Here is a 17,103-nt window from a genome sequence, read left to right on the forward strand (position 1 = left end):
AGTAAGTTTATCTGTCACGAGATTCCCTTTAATTCGTTGTTTTAAAAGCTTTTATAACATAAAAACTTTGCTTGTTTTTTGGCACAAACCAAAAAGTAATACGATGCGCGTGTGGTTGTTTGAGAGAAAGAGGAAGAGGAGATGCAAATTTTTTAGTCACGACTGGATAGTCGATTCCGCCAGCAAAAAGCTGATTACACCTCAAAATGCGTATAAAACTATAAAAGATAGCTTTTAAAAAACTATTGTGTAGAAGTTGCTCTTTCGCATATTGCGAACACGTAGGATAATACCTACAACTTCCATAGCCAATCAGTGTAAAAAACTTCTGATAAAGCTTTATCAACATCAGCGCTAAAGAGTTCATTCTTTAACACAGTTTAATTTTTTCACAGACCATAAAATGCCTTTTTTTAAAACATCATACGGAATGTGATTAATCTTCTCTTTTGCTACAAAAACATACACGCCATTTTGTAAAGTGTGTTGAATTTCTAAAAAGATAGCCCGAAGTCTTCTTTTGGCTAAATTTCGCTTGATAGCATTACCGACTTTTTTACTTGCCGTAAAGCCAACTCTTTTTGCTGTATCGTTATTGTAAAAGACTAAAGCACCTTCATAATGCCATTTTTTTGCATGGTTATAAACGTATGAATACTCTCTCGTTGCCTTGAGAGTTTCATAATCCTTTAAACGGCCAATCTGCTTCTACCTTTAGCACGACGTGCTGCGATAACTTTACGTCCACCCTTAGTTTTCATTCTAAGTCTGAAGCCATGCGTGCGCTTTTTAGGGGTACTATGTGGCTGATACGTTCTTTTCATCAAAAGTTCCTTTACCAAAAAATAATTTTAAGGTATGGATTTTACCTTAGCTTTACTTAAAATTGCATAAGCTTCGATTAAGCCCTGCTTTACATGTAAGGCTTTAGCGAAGCTCCATGACCATTTTTTTCAAAACTTCTTTATCAATTTTAGCTTCACTTGGACTAGTCTGTGGAAGCTTCTCTTTATGGAGAATTATGGAAGGGATCATGTGGTTTGGCAAATGCTTTTTAAGCTCAAACACAATTTCATTTTTAGAAATTTCTCTCGCAGCGCTGTAAACCATGACAATCTCTTCTTCTGTTTTCTCATTTTCAATGGAAAAAACAGCGCATTGTGCAATTAACGGCAATTTATCATGCACGACGCTTTCGATTTCATAAGGGCTGATTCTAAAACCACTGACTTTGATCATATCATCCTTGCGCGAAACGAAATAGAGGTAACCCTCCTCATCTCTGTAAACAAAATCACCACTCGCAACGACAATTTCATCGGTTAAGTCACCCTCTAAATTGACCACTTTATCTAAAATAGCAATGCTTTTATAACGTTTTTGCGTATCTTCTTTGGATTTCCAATAGCCTTTGTAAATATAGCCTCCGCGATGAATCAACTCACCAATTTCACGAGGCTGACACTCCAGCCCTTGTTCATTAATCACATGAATTTCAACACCAGGGATCGGCTTACCAATCGAATTGGGACGAATTTTAAGCTGCGCAGGATCGAGGTACGTTGAACGAAACGCTTCGGTCAACCCATGCATCGAATAAAACTTGGCACTTGGATAACGCTCTTCAATGTCCGCAATCATTTTAGGTGTAATTTTCCCACCCGACGAGGTCACAATGCGCACATTGGCTAAAAGCTTAGCGTTGGGAATACGCTTAGGATCGCTCTCAAACATCTGCGTGATGTGCGGAGGCATCAGTGGAAGAACCGTTACACCGTCATTGATGAGATGGTTGAAAAAATCTGATGGAAGCACTAAAGAATGAAGTGCTAACGTCGCATGATTGTAAATGGAACAGAAAAGTTGGTTAAGACCATAATCTAAGATAAACGGCAATGTTCCAGAGATAACATCACTCTCTTTAAGTTCAAGGTAGTTTGAAGCGACTCTTGCGCTATCGATGAGATTACGGTGCGTGATGACAATACCACGAGGAAAACCCGTCAAACCAAAACTATAGGTAATTGCCGCATTTTTATAGTCGCCAATGTTACATGTAAAGGCATCACTGCAACATTTATAGATCTCTTCAAACGAGACGATGTCGCGCTCACTGGCTTCATACGTGACAACTTTACCGCTAAATTTGATCTCATCAATGCTTTTGATCTTCGATTTATCAGTAATAATACACGTCATGCCACAATCGTTAATGATGTGTTCCACTTGCTCAGGCTTAAGTAGGCGAGAAATGGGCACAAAAATATATTCGGTTGAAAGCAGTGCCAACATCGCAATAATCTGTTCACTGCTTTTATGCGAATAAATACCAATACGTGACCCACTGGGAAGGGCAAGCTCGCTCAGATAGCGCGCGATTTGATTGACTTTACGAAACAAATCAGCATAAGTTAGTTTTTTAGAGCCATCAATCACCGCCACTTTATCGGGACACGCAACCGCAGCTTTTTCAATCAATGCGCGAATACAGTTTATAGACATTTTGGCTCCTTTGATTCATTATTTTCCATTCCAAGCGTCCAGATCGCATAGTCGAAATCCATAACAATATTGGGAATAGCATAAAGATTCATCACTTTTTTATAGAAAAATTGCATAATCATCTCGACCTCTTCGTACGAGAGCACTTTGGTGATACCACCTGTTAAGACAATGGTTTTAAGTAGTTCTAACTGCAGCGTTACATACAAAGGATGCAGCCTTGAAACCTTGTACAGTACCAAAAAGATAGAGAGTTGCATTAAAATACGTAACGCTTTTTCGCTCTCCTCTTCTAAGATATTCTCCGTAACATTTAAATACGCTAACAATTCATAGACAAACTCATTGTTTTTAGCCGCGAAAATGAGCGTTTCACGAGACTTAAAAACACCAAGCTTTTTAAAGACTAAACGATCATAACCGCTTTCACTGACAATGTTATCGCGCACCAAATCACGACTGTAGTGAATATCCGTCGTAGCCCCTCCGATGTCCACAACAATGAACGGATTGACCACTTCAAAATTGGCATCAATGAGTGGCAAAGAACGGTTAACGATGTACGGTGTTGAATAGATTTGATTCGCCGTGATTTCGTAAAGATGCTTGATGTCCTCTTTGCCCACAATGTCCGCTTGATAGAGGTTTGTGAGGTACTCTTTCAGCTCGCCACCGTTTACATGTAACTTCTCGGTGATAATGTTTCCAAGCACTTTTAATGCAGGAATGTGTTCACTTAAAAATGCTACATCTTGTTTGGTGCCCACATAAACGATATTGCTATACTGCACGTTTTTGAGGTAATCAAACAGTTTTTCATCAAACACCTTGCCAATACCATCAATTCCACCCACAATAATAACAACATCGACCAGTTCGCTAGGCGCTCTGCTCTCCTCAATTTTGCTGTATAAAATCGTATCGATGATGTTAATGCCCGAATTGAACGCTATGTTTTTAGCAAACTTCAAACTAAAAGAGTTGGTAAGCCCGATAATCAGCGTGCTTAAACCACCATTGGCAGAAGAGCAGATAAAAATATCTTCTTTTTGATAGTTTGCAAAAATGTTACCACACTTGGTGATTAAATCATCGTAAATATCTTTTTTAAAATCCCTAAAATACTGGCTAATACCGCTTGTCTGGCAGACTTTAAAGTAGGTGCTCCCTACATCGATGAGAAGTTTACTCATAGCATCGCCCCTATGTCATGGATAATTTTATTAATCACTTCCGTTTGGCTTTCAGGCAGATTAACTTTTGATTTTTCATAGGCAAAACAGCGATCAGGCAGTGGGAGTTTCCCTTTTTCAATAATGCGGATATTGCCAGAGTCATCGCGAATGGTGATAACTTCGTTGTGATTGATAATATGCGGTGAAAAAGGTACATCGATCAGACCATTTTTAATCGTATTGAACACTTTACGCCATAAAGTATCGGCAGAATCATTAAAAACAGCGTCCATGATGGCTCGCACTTCCAGCTCCAAGTTCTCCTCTTCCTCTACGTCATGCACTTGTGGCAGACCTTTGAGCGTGCGAAGCGTGTATTTGGTATTGGCAACCGACTGGGCGTTGCACTGCATGGTGGGGATGCCAAAGGCTTCATCACGCGTTTTAATGATGATTTTATCGGCTCGTACCATTGCCGCAATGACAGTATTAGTATTAATTAAGGAATCGGAGAGGTTTTTATCGCGTGGAAACGCGCCCATCCATTGATGATACACAAGGTTAATGATAGCATCCTCTCCACCAAACATGTTGGCATATTCACGAGCTAGTTTTTTAAGAACATTGGAGGTGACGATGTCTTGCATCATCGAGCCATTTTGAGAAAAGCTCACTGAAAACGACTTTACGCCCTCCTCGATGGATAGGAGCATCTCGATGAGCTGAATGACGATGACGATGCATGGAGGAACGAGTGTTGCGGTCAATGGTCCAAAGGATTCACGGTTGATCGGTTCATTGAGCGTTGAGTACTTCGCGCAGACTTTATCGACGTATTTCCAATACAAAAAAGCTTTATCGAGGGGGAAATTTTTTGAGTATGGAAGCATATACGTAATCGGTCCACCTTCGATCTCGAAGATGCCCGAAGCCAGTGCCGTTTCAACCAAAAGCCTTGCATCGGGTGTGCCGTGGCGAAGACTGACAGGTTTATTAAAATGTGTCATCATTTTACGCGTTGTACGATAGCCATGATTGACCAGAGGGTAGCCATTGAGCATATCCATCTCGTTCTCTTCGGAGAGAGTGAGCATCTTTTTTGCCATTGCGTAGTCATTGAGTCTTGTGTTACTATCAATGGTAAGCGGCAAAACATCAATGTCCGCTTTCATAAACTCTTCGTAGAGTTCAAACATCTTTTTATAGGTCGGAAAACCGCCACGAGGTTGAACAAGAAGTCTGTCACGCTTTTTGAAATGATGCGAGATAAACATCTCTTTATTGGCATTGCGAATAAAATCTTCAATCTCATCAAAATCAAAACTATCAGCATACTCATTTCGGGTGATGACATCACGCTCTTTTTGGAGTAAACTCATGCTCGCTCCTTTACAAAACGCTCTATCTCATCGAGTCCAGTATTAAGATCGACTTGATGAAAGACAAGATCAAATCCATACGATTTATACTTGGGAATGATGTCACTTTGCGCGGCTTCACCTACGGCTAGATTGCCCCCAATCACAAAAACAACCTCTTTGAGATCATATTCGGAGCGCAAAAATTGCAAATCTCGGCACCACCCCTCTGCTTCACCATTAAGTGAAGAGATAAGCAGTATGTCTGCATCTGTTTCGACAACAGCGTCAATAAACTCTTCCAAAGAAGTATTGACACCAAGGTTAAACACCTCAAAACCTCTCGCTTGTAATGATATATCGATGAGCCTGTTTGCGACAACATGGATATCATTACCCACCACACCTGTGACTACTTTCATGGACTGACCTACAATTTGAATGATTTTGCATTCTATCTTAACGTTATTAAAGGTATAATTAACACAAATTTTCTAAAGTGGATTCATGTCAAAAAAAGCCTTTTTAGTACTCATTCTTCTCATTTTGAGTTTTCAGAGTTTTTTAGTTGCGTGTGGCGGAAGCTGTTTGGAGTGCCATTCAAAGCTTCGACCTTACATCAACGACCAAAACCATATCGTATTAAATGAGTGCATTACCTGTCACAATAAACCCTCCGAGCAAGGGCAATGTGGCAAAGACTGTTTCGATTGTCACTCGCGTGAAAAAGTCTACGCTCAAAAAGATGTAAGTGCTCATCAAGAGCTTAAAATCTGTGGAACATGCCACAAAGAGACCGTTGATTTTACGCTTCCAAAACGTTCTCAAATTTCCAATCAACAAAATCTAATACAACTCTTCAAATAACCTAGGAGCCCTTATGAAATTTTACACAGCCGATCTTTGCGATAAATACCCTGAAAATATTCAGGTTCTTGACCCCATCATGAAGTCCTACGGTGGCGCGAAACGCATTATGGGTCAAATTGTCACCGTTAAACTTTCAGGAAGCAATAAAACACTCATTGCGCTACTCAAAAGCGAAGGATCTGGGCAAATCGCCGTTGTCGATGTTGAGGCAAAGTTCACCGCTGTGGTTGGAGACAATCTGATGAAATTTGCTCACGAAAACAACTGGGCTGGCATTATCATCAACGGATACGTTCGTGACACCAAAAATACCAAAGAGATTGACGTGGGACTTTTTGCCCTTGGAACCTGCCCTAAAAAGACGATGGAAGCATGCGAGGGATCTTTACATGTAAAGATCCATTTTGGAGGAATTGACTTTAACGAAGGCGATTATCTCTACGCAGATCGTGACGGCATTATCGTGAGTGCTACACCTTTGGAGATGTAACCAGACAGGCTTGCATGATCTTTTTCCAACTCACACCAAAGTGTTTGTTTATGTACGCTTTGGTGTGAGGAACACTGCACGCGGAGCAATCCAGATGTGCGACATTTTCATACACAAACACCCCACTTTTCTTTGAATGAATGGAGCACACACTTTTACATGTAACGCCCTCTTCCACACTCAATCCTGCATCATTAAAACGAAAATGTGGACACGCACACAGATAACAATTCAGCGCTTTTAGGTCGTGGCATTTTTGTTTGTTAGCATAAAGCAGGCAAAAATCAGGCTCTTTTTCAACCATGTTTTCGAAGAGAAAATAGTCAATGATCATCGCTTTGGTGTAATTTTGCACGCATAATTTTTGAACAATGGCATGATGTTTGTTAGCATGTGTTTCAAACCACTCTAAATAGCTCATAAATTTGATTTTCCTTCCAAAAATTGGCATCGATCTTAAAGATTTTATTGTAAAATTCCGACAAAGGAATGATATGAAACGATTATTGATTATTTTAGCACTTATTTCAAGGCTCGTTGCTGAGGATGCAAACGATTTGGACGAAATTAAGGAAGAGGACATCCCTAAAATTCTCTCCATTATTAAAGACGGTACCAAAGATCATTTGCCGATGATGTTAGATGACTACACAACGCTCGTCGACATTGTTAGTGTCAATAATGCCATCGAATATCGAAACCGTATCAATTCTTCGAATGAACACGTCAAAACAATTTTAAAAGCCGATAAAGGCACGCTGATTAAAACAACGTTTGAAAACAATAAAAGTTACCTCTGCAGTGATTATGAAACCCGCTTGCTTCTGAAAAAAGGGGCTGTGTTCGTCTATGTTTTCTACGATCTCAATGACGCTGAACTGTTTAAATTTTCGATTCAAGATAAAGATTGTCAGTAACTTCTTACATGTAAAAAGATTTACATGTAAGAAGTGTTTGTTACTTAGTGTTGCTGTATAACGATTTCACCGTTCTTTGCATCGATGACAATACTTTCACCCTCATGCAATTTCTCTTCCAAAATAAGCTCCGCTAGTTTATCTTCCACAAGCTCATAAAGTGCCCTTTTAAGTGGACGCGCTCCATACACGGGGTCAAATCCAGCTTCGGCTATCAACGCTTTTGCTGCGACCGTAAGTTCAGCTTTAATCTCTTTGGCGGCAAGTTTCGTCTCAATCTCTTTGAACATAATGCTGACAATCTCGCGCAAACCATCTTCGCTCAACGGATTGAAAATGATGATGTCATCCAATCGGTTCAAAAATTCAGGTTTAAAATGCGCCCTAAGCTCCTTCATCACCTCTTCGGTGCGTTTTTCGCCCTCGTACATCATAATCTTATCGCTGGCAATATTCGACGTTAGAATAATAATCGTGTTTTTAAAATCAACCGTAATGCCCTTATTGTCCGTCAAACGTCCTTCATCCAGCACTTGAAGCAAGATATTGAAAACATCTGGATGCGCTTTTTCAATCTCATCAAACAACACAACACTGTACGGTTTGCGACGCACGGCTTCGGTAAGTTGTCCACCCTCATCGTACCCCACATACCCTGGAGGCGCACCAACCAAACGACTCACGGAGTGTTTTTCCATGTATTCACTCATATCAAAACGTATCAACGCTTTGGTTGTGTCAAATAAGAAATTCGCCAGAGCCTTAGCACTTTGGGTTTTACCTACACCCGTTGGACCAAGAAATAGAAAACTACCGATCGGCTTATTTTGCTCGCTAAGACCCGCTTTATTACGTTTAATCGCTCGACCGATCGCCTTAATCGCCGCGTCTTGTCCCACAACCTCTTTTTTAAGATGCTCTTCAACGGCTAAGACTTTGGCTTTTTCGCCTTGAAGCATTTTAGTCACAGGAATGCCCGTCCATTTGCTTACAATAGTCGCGATCATCTCTTCATCAACGCTGTTTTTAAGCAGTGTTCCGCTCTCCACCATCTTTTCCCATCTGGTTTTTAGCTCCTCTTCTTGTTTCAAAAGCTCAGGCAATTTACCGTACTCAATCTCAGCGGCTTTGTTAAAATCACTGTTCTTTTTAGCATTTTCCGCCTCACGACGCAAGGCTTCTGACTGTGTTTTAATCGCGGCAATATCGTTAAAAACACTTTTTTCTGTTTCAAATTGAATCTCAAGTGCATTGCGTTTCTCTTTGGCATCGCCCAACTCTTTTTCGATCATCTGGGTGCGCTCTTCATTTTTCTTATTTTTTTCCATCAAAAGCGCTTCTTTTTCAACCATCAACGTGCTCATGAGACGTTTGATGCGACTGAGCTCCGTAGGTTCACTCTCGATTTGCATCTTAAGTTCAGCCGCCGCCTCATCGATAAGATCAATCGCCTTATCGGGTAAAAAACGATCACTGATGTAGCGTGAACTCAGTTTTGCAGCCGCCACCAAAGCAGAATCCATAATGGTCACATGATGGTGCGCTTCCAAACTCTCTTTAATACCGCGTAAAATTTGCAATGCCTCGTTGATGCTAGGTTCATTGACCGTTACAGGCTGAAAACGACGTTGCAATGCCGCATCTTTTTCAAAATATTTGCGGTACTCTTTGAGTGTGGTAGCACCAATCGTATGCAGTTCCCCACGCGCAAGGGCTGGCTTTAAGATGTTGGCAGCGTCCATACTCCCTTCACTTGCTCCTGCACCAACAATGGTGTGAATTTCATCGATAAAAAGAATGATATTGCCACTTTTTTTCACTTCATCGATGACCGCTTTAAGTCTGTCCTCAAACTCACCACGGTACTTTGCCCCTGCAATCAGCGCACTCATATCTAAAGCAATAACGCTTTTATTTTGAAGACTTAGAGGCACATCGTTGTGGGAAATTTTAAGCGCTAAACCTTCTGCAATTGCCGTTTTACCCGTCCCTGGTTCACCAATTAAAATCGGGTTGTTTTTGGTTTTACGAATTAAAATCTGCATCATACGGTGAATCTCTTCATCGCGCCCAATGACAGGATTTAACTTGCCCTCTGTGGCTAATTTCGTTAAATTAATGCCATATTTATCAAGCGATTCAAGATTTTCATCGCTACTTTGTTTGTCGATTTTTTTGTTGCCACGCAACGCTTCAAGGTTTTTCTTAAACTGCAAAAGATCAAGGTATTTGCTCAGAATTTTTTTCAGTGGATCACTATCAAGGCTTGAAAGTAACCATGTATCGACCGAGAGATAGCTATCGCCTTTTTGTTTCATCAAACCTTCGGCTTTTTGCAAACTCTCTACTAAAGAGCGTGAAATCGAAATATTTTCTTTACTGACATGAGACACGGTTGGAAGTTTTTGGACTTCACTCTTTACTTCAAGCTCTATCGCACTCTTATCAATATTCATTTTGTTAAAGACTTGATTGAGAATGGAAGCTGAATTGGTTATGAGTCCCCACGTTACATGTAAAGGGGTTGCTTCATTGTTTTTTGAGTGCAAAGCAAGGCTGATGGCGCTTTCGATCGCTTCGCGCATTTGATTGGTAAGTTGTTCAAAAAGTGAGTTCATAGGTCTCCTCCTCGGGTATTTATAATTTGTATAATTTTACAACTTTGAGTGCATTAATGTCAAGTTTATTTAGCATTAAAGCATTATATTCAATCTCTAAAAGTCATCATTTCAAGCCTTGGGTTACTTCAAATTTCGCTTGATTACCCCAGCGCCTTCATAGAAAATTTAGGGAACCTGCACTATAATCTTTGATCTCAAACTATACGCATATCATGCGAGGAGCATACACACGCTATGAAACACTTACCATTTGCTACCGTTGGCTTTATTGCCACGTTTGTGGGGATTACAACCTTTTTTTCTTCAACCCTTTTTGCGGCTGATAATGCTGAAGGTGAAAAGAGCCGTCTGGCCTCTTTGGCAAAATTTACGCGCGTTTTAGCAACGATTGAAAAATATTATGTTGATGACATCAAAATTGATGACATCGTTAAAAAGTCAATTGAAGGACTTTTAACCAACCTCGATGCACACTCTTCGTACCTCGATGAAAAACACTTTAAAGATCTCAAGATTCAAACCGATGGCGAATTTGGTGGTCTTGGTATTACCGTAGGTCAAAGAGATGGCGCACTGACGGTTATTGCTCCGATGGAGGGAACTCCTGCGGATAAAGCTGGTGTGAAAGCAGGCGACATCATCCTTAAAATCAACAAACAATCAACGCTCAATATGACCATCGATGAAGCGGTCAACATTATGCGTGGAAAACCCAATACGAGCATTGAACTCACATTGGTGCGTGAGGGAGAAAATAAACCTCTTACGATCTCGATTGTTCGCGATATTATCAAAATCGAATCGGTTTACTCCAAGATTATTGAAAATGAAAACATCCTCTATGTGCGTGTTGTCAATTTCGATAAAAACATTGTTGGCGATGTTCAAGAAGCTATCAATAAACATAAAAACGTCAAAGGTATTGTTTTAGATCTTAGAAACAATCCTGGTGGACTTTTAAACCAAGCCGTAGGCTTAGTCGACATCTTTGTGGATGAGGGCATCATCGTCTCCCAAAAAGGACGTGTTGAGTCTGAAAATGCGGAATACAAAGCAACCAAATCCGGAACCAATACCAAACTACCGCTGGTTGTTTTAGTCAATGGTGGCAGTGCAAGTGCGAGCGAAATCGTCAGTGGCGCATTGCAAGATCATAAACGTGCCATTATTATTGGTGAAAAAACCTTTGGTAAAGGAAGCGTTCAAGCGGTTCTTCCTGTTGTGGACAATGAAGCGATTCGTCTGACCATCGCACGTTATTACCTTCCAAGTGGTCGCACCATTCAAGCAGAAGGTGTTACACCTGATATTACTGTTTATCCAGGTGATGTACCGACAAAAGCCAATGAGCAAACCCTTAAAGAGAAAGATCTGAAAAAACATTTAGAGGGTGAACTGAAAAAAGTAGATGAAAACAAAACAGAAGTAAAAGAGACAAAACCAAAAGCAAAAACCAAAGAAGCAATGAAAGCCGATAAAGAGATTGTAAGTCAAGAGAATTTGTTCAAAGATTTACAACTTAAAAGTGCTGTTGATGCGATCAAAATACTTGCTATAAAAAAATAAGAGGAGAATCAAGTGAATAAAGGTGAATTGTTATACGAAGGTAAAGGTAAAAAACTGTTTTTGACAGACGATGAAAATCTTTTAGTTTCAGTGTTTAAAGATGATTTGACAGCATTTAATGCAGAAAAAAGAGGCAATGAAGCAGGCAAAGGCGCACTTAACTGTAAAATTAGTACCCAATTGTTTCACCTTCTTGAAAAACATGGCATTCAAACACACTTGGTCAAAACGCTTAACGATACAGAGCAACTGATTAAAAAAGTGAAAATTATTCCTATTGAAGTGGTTGTTCGCAATATTGCGACGGGCTCTTTGGCTAAACGTCTTGGTATTAAAGATGGTACGATACTTCCTTTCGCTTTGGTAGAGTTTTACTATAAAGATGATGCGTTGGGTGATCCTATCATTAATGATGAACACTGCTTGTTGTTGAATCTTGTGAAAAGTGAGTCTGACCTTGAAGAACTTAAACGCCTTGGTCGTGAGATTAACGTTATTATGAAAAGCTTTTTTGCAGAACGTAAGCTTAAACTCGTTGATTTTAAAGTTGAGTTTGGTGTGGATAAAGAGGGTAACATCCTTCTTTCGGATGAGATCAGTCCTGATAGTTGCCGTTTTTGGGATATGGATACCAATGAAAAATTGGATAAAGACCGTTTCCGTCAAGGCTTAGGCGATGTAAAAGTTGCTTATGAAGAAGTCCTAAAACGTATTCTATCTCACTAAAATCAAAGGAAAAGATAAACAATGAAAGTTATTGTCAACATTCAACTCAAAAATGGCGTTTTAGATCCACAAGGAAAAGCCGTTCATCATGCGCTCTCTTCTTTAAAATTTGACGAAGTGAGTGACGTGCGTATTGGAAAGCAAATTATCCTTGACATCAATGAGAGCGATAAAGCAAAAGCACACGAAAGAGTGACCATCATGTGCGATGAGCTTTTAGCCAATACCGTTATTGAAGATTACACCATTGAGTTTCCAGCATGCTAGTAGCTGTTGCTGTATTTCCAGGCACCAACTGCGAAATCGACACCAAATACGCTTTTGAAAAACTGGGGCAAGAGGTTGTCCTTGTCTTTCATAAAGAAGAAAAACTACCAGAAGGAACCGATTTAGTCGTACTTCCGGGTGGTTTTAGCTATGGCGATTATTTACGAAGTGCAGCTATTGCTAAATTTTCACCGATTATGAAAGCGGTCATTGACTTTGCCAATCAAGGTGGAAAAGTGCTTGGTATCTGCAATGGTTTTCAAATGCTGGTTGAAGCAAGACTCCTTCCTGGTGCGATGAAACGCAATGAGAATGTTCATTTTATCTCTCAGTTTCACCATCTTAAAGTGATTGCCAATGACAATACTTTTTTACAAAAATGCTCTGTGGGTGAACTTTTAAATGTGCCTATCGCTCATGGTGAGGGAAGTTTTTATATTGATGAGGCGGGTCTCAAAGAGCTTTATGCCAACCATCAAGTCCTTCTTACCTACACCAACGAAAAAGGCGATGTTCAAAACCCTAATGGCTCGGTAGATTCAATCGCTGGTATTTGCAATAAATCTAAAAATGTCTTTGGACTTATGCCGCATCCTGAGCGCGCTATTGAGAAGATTTTGGGTTCATCCGATGGTGTGAAAATGCTTGAGGGCTTTTTAAACTAACGTGATGAAGCAATTTCTCACACTCCTTGCACTCTCTTTAGCCTTTTTCGCTTCTGCTTTTGCTGCTGAAGAGAGTGTTTTTTCAGGAAACTCAAAATCGCTGTTTATCTCTGTTGAAGAATCTCCTTCCAAAGTCTATGTGGGGCAAATTTTTCCTGTAAAGCTCAAAGCTATTGTTGCAAACGATACCATTGATGGTCTTGGAAATACATTTTCAGGTGCCACTGGTGTCGAAGTGATTAATCCCCAAAATACATGGGAACGCTCACGTGACAATACCTACTCCAATACCTTTTATTTTAAGATCAGCTCTAAAACAGCGGTTATGCCGCGACTGAGCGTTTCATTGATTCAGCGTCAAGAGGCATTGGAGAGTGAGGTTATTACCTTCAATACACCTCAATTGATTCAACTCAAAACTGATCCTCTCTTTAGCAATGTCATCGCACAGAGCCTTACCATTAACAAATACAAAACAACCACATTTGATGCAAAAAATGTGATTGTCGTCTTAGAGATTGAAACGACCGGTGCAAATTTAAAAGACTTTGCCCTAAGTGGCATTGCAAAAAGCGGTATAGACTCTTTCTCCGATACAGGCACGAGCCAAAAGATTTACTATTATGCCATTGTGCCGAACTATCAAAAAAGTTTTGACTTTACCTATTTTGATCTCACAAGCAATAAATTCAATAAAATTACTCTTCCTATGACGATTGAAAACGATGAAGTAAGCACTCAATTAGGACTTAACCCTAAAGAGAGCATCTTTGAGTTTTACAAAACAATTGGCTATGGCGTACTCTCGTTTATCTTTTTTATTATTCTTATTAAACGCCGAAGATGGTACTATCTTCTGCTCTCATTGATCTTTTTAGCCCTCTTTTTCTTGGATCAAAATCCACTCAATAACGCTAAACTTAAAAGCAATAGTAGCATTATGATCCTCCCAATGGAGCGCTCAACGGTTTTCTTTACGAGTGATAAAATCTTAGATATTGAAAAATTAGGTGATCGTGAAAATTACATTAAAATTTTGCTTCCTGATGGAAAAATTGGATGGACAGACCGTGAAAATATTATCAAAAATTAGAGGGTTTTACGTGATGATTGAGTTCGTCATCACCGTACTGATCATAATCGTTTTGATGTATGCTTTTCGCAACCACACGCATCCGATTAGACGTACGTGGGGACACTTGCAAACCTTTTTAATGGGCTTTCGCATCAAACAAGTAGGCGAAGCAAGTACGACCACGACGCTTTTAGTCCTGAACCATCAAAGCCTTGTAGACATTGTCGCCCTTGAGACCATTTACCCTAAAAATCTCTGCTGGGTCGCTAAAAAAGAGATTCAAGATATTCCACTTTTTGGGCACATTATCCCAGCACCTCGTATGATCTCGATCGATCGTAAAGATAAACGCTCGATCATCAAAATGATCAAAGAGGGAAAAGAGCGTGTTTTGGAGGGTCGTGTGCTGGCGATGTTTCCTGAGGGCACACGCGGACGTGGCGATAAGCTTCTCAAATTCCAAAGTGGTGCAAAAATTTTGGCTGAGAAGTTAGAGCTTATCGTCCAACCTGCTATTATCGTAGGTGCGCGTCATATTTTTGACTCTAAAAACATTGATGCACATGGCGGAGAAATTCAGGTTATTTACCTTGATCCCATCAATCCTAAAGACGATGAACTGTGGTTTGAAAAAATGCACGCAGCAATGAGCGAGAGATTGGCGCTTGCGTTGGCTGTCCACTAAAAACTGTTTTGAAAGTCACTAAAGTGGCTTTCAAATGCTTCTGATTTTGCTAAAATAACGCGAATTTTTTGAATGTGTCAAAAAACTTTCTTTACATGTAAAGCTTTTTGACACATTCAAACTACACACATATTAAAGGATAGATTATGTCAAAACATCAATTTCAAACCGAAGTCACTCAGCTTTTAGACCTGATGATTCACTCGCTCTACTCTAACAAAGAGATCTTCTTACGTGAACTTGTCTCCAATGCTTCCGATGCACTCGATAAATTAAATTACCTTACCCTCACGGATGAAACCTACAAAGCGCTCTCCTATGTGCCACGTATCGACATTGCTATCAACAAAGAGCTCAAAACACTGAGCATTAGCGACAGCGGTATTGGTATGAATGAAGAAGAATTAATCGAAAATCTCGGAACCATCGCTAAAAGTGGTACCAAATCCTTCTTGCAAAACCTCAGTGGTGACAAAAAGAAAGACTCTAGCCTGATTGGTCAATTTGGTGTCGGTTTTTACTCAGCCTTTATGGTCGCGAATAAAATAGAAGTCATTAGCCGTAAAGCGGGTGAAGAAAAAGCGTACATGTGGAGCTCAACCGCAGGTGCTGAGTATGAGATCGCCGAAGTTTCCAAAGAGAGCCACGGAACGTCTATTACCCTTTATCTCAAAGACGATGAAGATGAATTTTTAGAGTTCTACCGCATTCAAAACGTCATTAAAAAATACTCAAACCACATCCAATTCCCTATTTTTATGGATAAAGAAGAGAAATCGTATGACGATGAAGGCAAAGAAAAAAGCAGTGAGATAAAAAATGAGCAGATCAACAAAGCCAGTGCGCTTTGGACAGTCGCCAAAAGTCAAATCAAGCCCGAAGAGTACAAAGATTTTTACCAACAAATCTCTCACGATAGCACCGATCCACTCCTTTGGAGCCACACGAAGGCTGAGGGAAAATACGAGTACACAACGCTTTTCTACATCCCTTCCACACCTCCAATGGACTTGTTCAGAATGGACTATAAACCAGGTGTTAAACTCTATGTTAAACGCGTTTTCATTACCGATGATGAGAAAGAACTACTTCCTACTTACCTTCGTTTTGTCAAAGGTATCATTGATGCAGAAGACCTACCACTCAACGTCAGCCGTGAGATTTTGCAGCAAAACAAAGTCTTGGAGGCAATCAAAAAAGCTTCGGTTAAAAAAATATTGAGTGAGCTTAAATCGCTTAAAGAAAAAGAGAGTGAAAAATACCTAGAGTTCTACAAAAACTTCGGTCGTGTCGTTAAAGAAGGACTTTACAATGACTGGGACAACAAAGAAGCGCTTTTAGAGCTTGTGCTGTTCAAATCGTCTAAACGCGATGGATTAGTCAGTCTTAAAGAGTACAAAGAAGCGATGAAAGAAGATCAAAAAAGTATCTATTATATCACAGGCGAAAATGAAAAAATCCTTCGCAATTCGCCACTGATTGAGCAGTTTAAAGCCAAAGATATTGAAGTATTACTCCTTGATGAAGAGGTCGATGCTATCGTCTTCCCAATGGTGGGCGAGTACGATAAAACGCCAATCAAACCCGTAAACAACTCCGACATTGATGAAGAGATCAAAGAAGATAAAGCCAAAGTCGAAGAGGATGAAAAAACCTACAAAGAGATTTTGGTAAAAATGAAAGAGATCCTCAAAGACGATGCCAAAGATGTCAAAATCTCTAGCCGTTTGAGTGACTCTCCATCATGCCTCGTGTACGATAAAAATGACCCAGATTTCCAAATGCAACAAATGCTCAAACAGATGGGACAAGACAATCTCCCAGCCGTTAAACCTATCTTAGAGATCAATCCTGAGCATGAGATTTTCAAAAAGCTCAGCGCCAAAGCGGATCTTTTAGAACTCAACGACATCGCTTTCTTACTGCTTGACCAAGCAAAACTTCAAGAAGGTATGAAGATCGATGATACCGCAGCATTCGCCAAACGTTTGAACCGTTTTATCGCTAAAGCACTTTAACAAAAATAGATTTACATGTAAGGATTTTTCCTTACATGTAAAAGAGAATTGCCTTTACCTCTCCAAGCTACCTTAACCCTCTATTTTCATAAAACATCATACACGACGTCCAACATTTGTAACATGTAGGTAGAAAATACGGAAAGTTAAAAGTTTAGCCCTTATATC

The 17,103-nt window shown here is 39.9% G+C and carries 19 protein-coding genes; 10 read left to right on the forward strand and 9 right to left on the reverse strand.

What is annotated here, in order from left to right:
• Positions 1-28: 28 nt before the first annotated feature.
• The 7 genes from yidD to glmS all read right to left on the reverse strand — a co-directional run bounded on the left by yidD (position 29) and on the right by glmS (position 5,457).
• Positions 29-367 (reverse strand): membrane protein insertion efficiency factor YidD, encoded by a 339-nt coding sequence (yidD, locus tag SHALO_RS08800; RefSeq protein WP_025345099.1) that lies wholly within the window; start codon positions 365-367, stop codon positions 29-31.
• Positions 364-702, reverse strand: a complete 339-nt coding sequence (rnpA, locus tag SHALO_RS15210) for a ribonuclease P protein component (protein ID WP_084010839.1) — start codon at positions 700-702, stop codon at positions 364-366. Before rnpA ends, yidD begins: the two co-directional genes overlap by 4 nt.
• Positions 690-824 (reverse strand): 50S ribosomal protein L34, encoded by a 135-nt coding sequence (gene rpmH / locus SHALO_RS08805; RefSeq protein WP_014769624.1) that lies wholly within the window; start codon positions 822-824, stop codon positions 690-692. The genes rnpA and rpmH overlap by 13 nt, the downstream gene beginning before the upstream one ends.
• Before the next feature lie 103 nt (positions 825-927).
• Complete coding sequence (locus SHALO_RS08810; RefSeq protein ID WP_069478199.1) at positions 928-2,502, reverse strand: AMP-binding protein; 1,575 nt, start codon at positions 2,500-2,502, stop codon at positions 928-930.
• Positions 2,493-3,695 (reverse strand): glutamate mutase L, encoded by a 1,203-nt coding sequence (locus SHALO_RS08815; protein WP_069478200.1) that lies wholly within the window; start codon positions 3,693-3,695, stop codon positions 2,493-2,495. Before SHALO_RS08815 ends, SHALO_RS08810 begins: the two co-directional genes overlap by 10 nt.
• On the reverse strand, positions 3,692-5,056 hold the full coding sequence (locus tag SHALO_RS08820; protein ID WP_069478201.1) for a methylaspartate mutase: 1,365 nt from the start codon (positions 5,054-5,056) through the stop codon (positions 3,692-3,694). The genes SHALO_RS08815 and SHALO_RS08820 overlap by 4 nt, the downstream gene beginning before the upstream one ends.
• Positions 5,053-5,457 (reverse strand): methylaspartate mutase subunit S, encoded by a 405-nt coding sequence (gene glmS / locus SHALO_RS08825; RefSeq protein ID WP_069478202.1) that lies wholly within the window; start codon positions 5,455-5,457, stop codon positions 5,053-5,055. Before glmS ends, SHALO_RS08820 begins: the two co-directional genes overlap by 4 nt.
• An 85-nt stretch (positions 5,458-5,542) precedes the next feature.
• Here glmS and SHALO_RS08830 point away from each other — a divergent pair, with 85 nt between their 5' ends.
• Together SHALO_RS08830 and rraA are read left to right on the forward strand one after the other, a co-directional pair.
• Positions 5,543-5,902: a hypothetical protein gene (locus tag SHALO_RS08830; protein ID WP_069478203.1), complete on the forward strand. Its 360-nt coding sequence runs from the start codon at positions 5,543-5,545 to the stop codon at positions 5,900-5,902.
• A 13-nt stretch (positions 5,903-5,915) separates the two neighbouring features.
• Positions 5,916-6,395, forward strand: coding sequence for a ribonuclease E activity regulator RraA (rraA, locus tag SHALO_RS08835; protein ID WP_069478204.1), 480 nt, complete (start codon positions 5,916-5,918; stop codon positions 6,393-6,395).
• On the opposite strand, the gene SHALO_RS08840 is transcribed toward rraA, so the two are convergent.
• Complete coding sequence (locus SHALO_RS08840; protein WP_069478205.1) at positions 6,376-6,816, reverse strand: hypothetical protein; 441 nt, start codon at positions 6,814-6,816, stop codon at positions 6,376-6,378. The two genes, rraA and SHALO_RS08840, sit on opposite strands and share 20 nt — an antisense overlap.
• A gap of 73 nt (positions 6,817-6,889) precedes the next feature.
• Here SHALO_RS08840 and SHALO_RS08845 point away from each other — a divergent pair, with 73 nt between their 5' ends.
• On the forward strand, positions 6,890-7,312 hold the full coding sequence (locus SHALO_RS08845; RefSeq protein WP_025345110.1) for a hypothetical protein: 423 nt from the start codon (positions 6,890-6,892) through the stop codon (positions 7,310-7,312).
• 44 nt (positions 7,313-7,356) lie between these two features.
• Here SHALO_RS08845 and SHALO_RS08850 read toward each other — a convergent pair whose 3' ends face one another.
• Positions 7,357-9,930 carry an ATP-dependent Clp protease ATP-binding subunit gene (locus tag SHALO_RS08850; protein ID WP_069478206.1) on the reverse strand — a complete coding sequence of 858 codons (2,574 nt, stop codon included), beginning with the start codon at positions 9,928-9,930 and terminating at the stop codon, positions 7,357-7,359.
• Between the two features lie 237 nt (positions 9,931-10,167).
• Here SHALO_RS08850 and SHALO_RS08855 point away from each other — a divergent pair, with 237 nt between their 5' ends.
• The 7 genes from SHALO_RS08855 (at position 10,168) to htpG (ending at position 16,935) form a co-directional block, all read left to right on the forward strand.
• The gene (locus SHALO_RS08855) at positions 10,168-11,499 is read left to right on the forward strand and encodes a S41 family peptidase (protein ID WP_025345112.1); all 1,332 of its coding nucleotides are present in this window, start codon (positions 10,168-10,170) and stop codon (positions 11,497-11,499) included.
• A gap of 12 nt (positions 11,500-11,511) precedes the next feature.
• Entirely contained in the window at positions 11,512-12,225 is a 714-nt protein-coding gene (purC, locus tag SHALO_RS08860; RefSeq protein WP_069478207.1) for a phosphoribosylaminoimidazolesuccinocarboxamide synthase, read from the forward strand.
• A 21-nt stretch (positions 12,226-12,246) separates the two neighbouring features.
• Positions 12,247-12,492 (forward strand): phosphoribosylformylglycinamidine synthase subunit PurS, encoded by a 246-nt coding sequence (gene purS / locus SHALO_RS08865; protein WP_069478208.1) that lies wholly within the window; start codon positions 12,247-12,249, stop codon positions 12,490-12,492.
• On the forward strand, positions 12,486-13,157 hold the full coding sequence (gene purQ, locus SHALO_RS08870) for a phosphoribosylformylglycinamidine synthase subunit PurQ (protein WP_069478209.1): 672 nt from the start codon (positions 12,486-12,488) through the stop codon (positions 13,155-13,157). Before purS ends, purQ begins: the two co-directional genes overlap by 7 nt.
• A gap of 4 nt (positions 13,158-13,161) precedes the next feature.
• A complete protein-coding gene (locus SHALO_RS08875) occupies positions 13,162-14,250 on the forward strand; it encodes a hypothetical protein (protein WP_069478210.1) in 1,089 nt (362 codons plus the stop codon).
• A 13-nt stretch (positions 14,251-14,263) separates the two neighbouring features.
• Complete coding sequence (locus SHALO_RS08880; RefSeq protein WP_238585323.1) at positions 14,264-14,917, forward strand: lysophospholipid acyltransferase family protein; 654 nt, start codon at positions 14,264-14,266, stop codon at positions 14,915-14,917.
• A 146-nt stretch (positions 14,918-15,063) separates the two neighbouring features.
• Positions 15,064-16,935, forward strand: coding sequence for a molecular chaperone HtpG (htpG, locus tag SHALO_RS08885; RefSeq protein ID WP_069478212.1), 1,872 nt, complete (start codon positions 15,064-15,066; stop codon positions 16,933-16,935).
• Positions 16,936-17,103 lie beyond the last annotated feature (168 nt).

The sequence above is a fragment of the Sulfurospirillum halorespirans DSM 13726 genome (assembly GCF_001723605.1).
Classification (GTDB): Bacteria; Campylobacterota; Campylobacteria; order Campylobacterales; family Sulfurospirillaceae; genus Sulfurospirillum; species Sulfurospirillum halorespirans.

Excerpts from the sequence above, each read along its gene's own strand:
- purS (WP_069478208.1), top strand. The coding sequence starts at position 12,247 with ATGAAAGTTATTGTCAACATTCAACTCAAAAATGGCGTTTTAGATCCA.
- SHALO_RS08810 (WP_069478199.1), bottom strand. The coding sequence starts at position 2,502 with ATGTCTATAAACTGTATTCGCGCATTGATTGAAAAAGCTGCGGTTGCG.
- SHALO_RS08845 (WP_025345110.1), top strand. The coding sequence starts at position 6,890 with ATGAAACGATTATTGATTATTTTAGCACTTATTTCAAGGCTCGTTGCT.
- SHALO_RS08850 (WP_069478206.1), bottom strand. The coding sequence starts at position 9,930 with ATGAACTCACTTTTTGAACAACTTACCAATCAAATGCGCGAAGCGATC.
- purQ (WP_069478209.1), top strand. The coding sequence starts at position 12,486 with ATGCTAGTAGCTGTTGCTGTATTTCCAGGCACCAACTGCGAAATCGAC.
- glmS (WP_069478202.1), bottom strand. The coding sequence starts at position 5,457 with ATGAAAGTAGTCACAGGTGTGGTGGGTAATGATATCCATGTTGTCGCA.
- SHALO_RS08830 (WP_069478203.1), top strand. The coding sequence starts at position 5,543 with ATGTCAAAAAAAGCCTTTTTAGTACTCATTCTTCTCATTTTGAGTTTT.
- yidD (WP_025345099.1), bottom strand. The coding sequence starts at position 367 with ATGAACTCTTTAGCGCTGATGTTGATAAAGCTTTATCAGAAGTTTTTT.
- SHALO_RS08815 (WP_069478200.1), bottom strand. The coding sequence starts at position 3,695 with ATGAGTAAACTTCTCATCGATGTAGGGAGCACCTACTTTAAAGTCTGC.
- rpmH (WP_014769624.1), bottom strand. The coding sequence starts at position 824 with ATGAAAAGAACGTATCAGCCACATAGTACCCCTAAAAAGCGCACGCAT.
- SHALO_RS08840 (WP_069478205.1), bottom strand. The coding sequence starts at position 6,816 with ATGAGCTATTTAGAGTGGTTTGAAACACATGCTAACAAACATCATGCC.
- SHALO_RS08855 (WP_025345112.1), top strand. The coding sequence starts at position 10,168 with ATGAAACACTTACCATTTGCTACCGTTGGCTTTATTGCCACGTTTGTG.
- SHALO_RS08875 (WP_069478210.1), top strand. The coding sequence starts at position 13,162 with ATGAAGCAATTTCTCACACTCCTTGCACTCTCTTTAGCCTTTTTCGCT.
- SHALO_RS08880 (WP_238585323.1), top strand. The coding sequence starts at position 14,264 with ATGATTGAGTTCGTCATCACCGTACTGATCATAATCGTTTTGATGTAT.
- SHALO_RS08820 (WP_069478201.1), bottom strand. The coding sequence starts at position 5,056 with ATGAGTTTACTCCAAAAAGAGCGTGATGTCATCACCCGAAATGAGTAT.
- htpG (WP_069478212.1), top strand. The coding sequence starts at position 15,064 with ATGTCAAAACATCAATTTCAAACCGAAGTCACTCAGCTTTTAGACCTG.
- rraA (WP_069478204.1), top strand. The coding sequence starts at position 5,916 with ATGAAATTTTACACAGCCGATCTTTGCGATAAATACCCTGAAAATATT.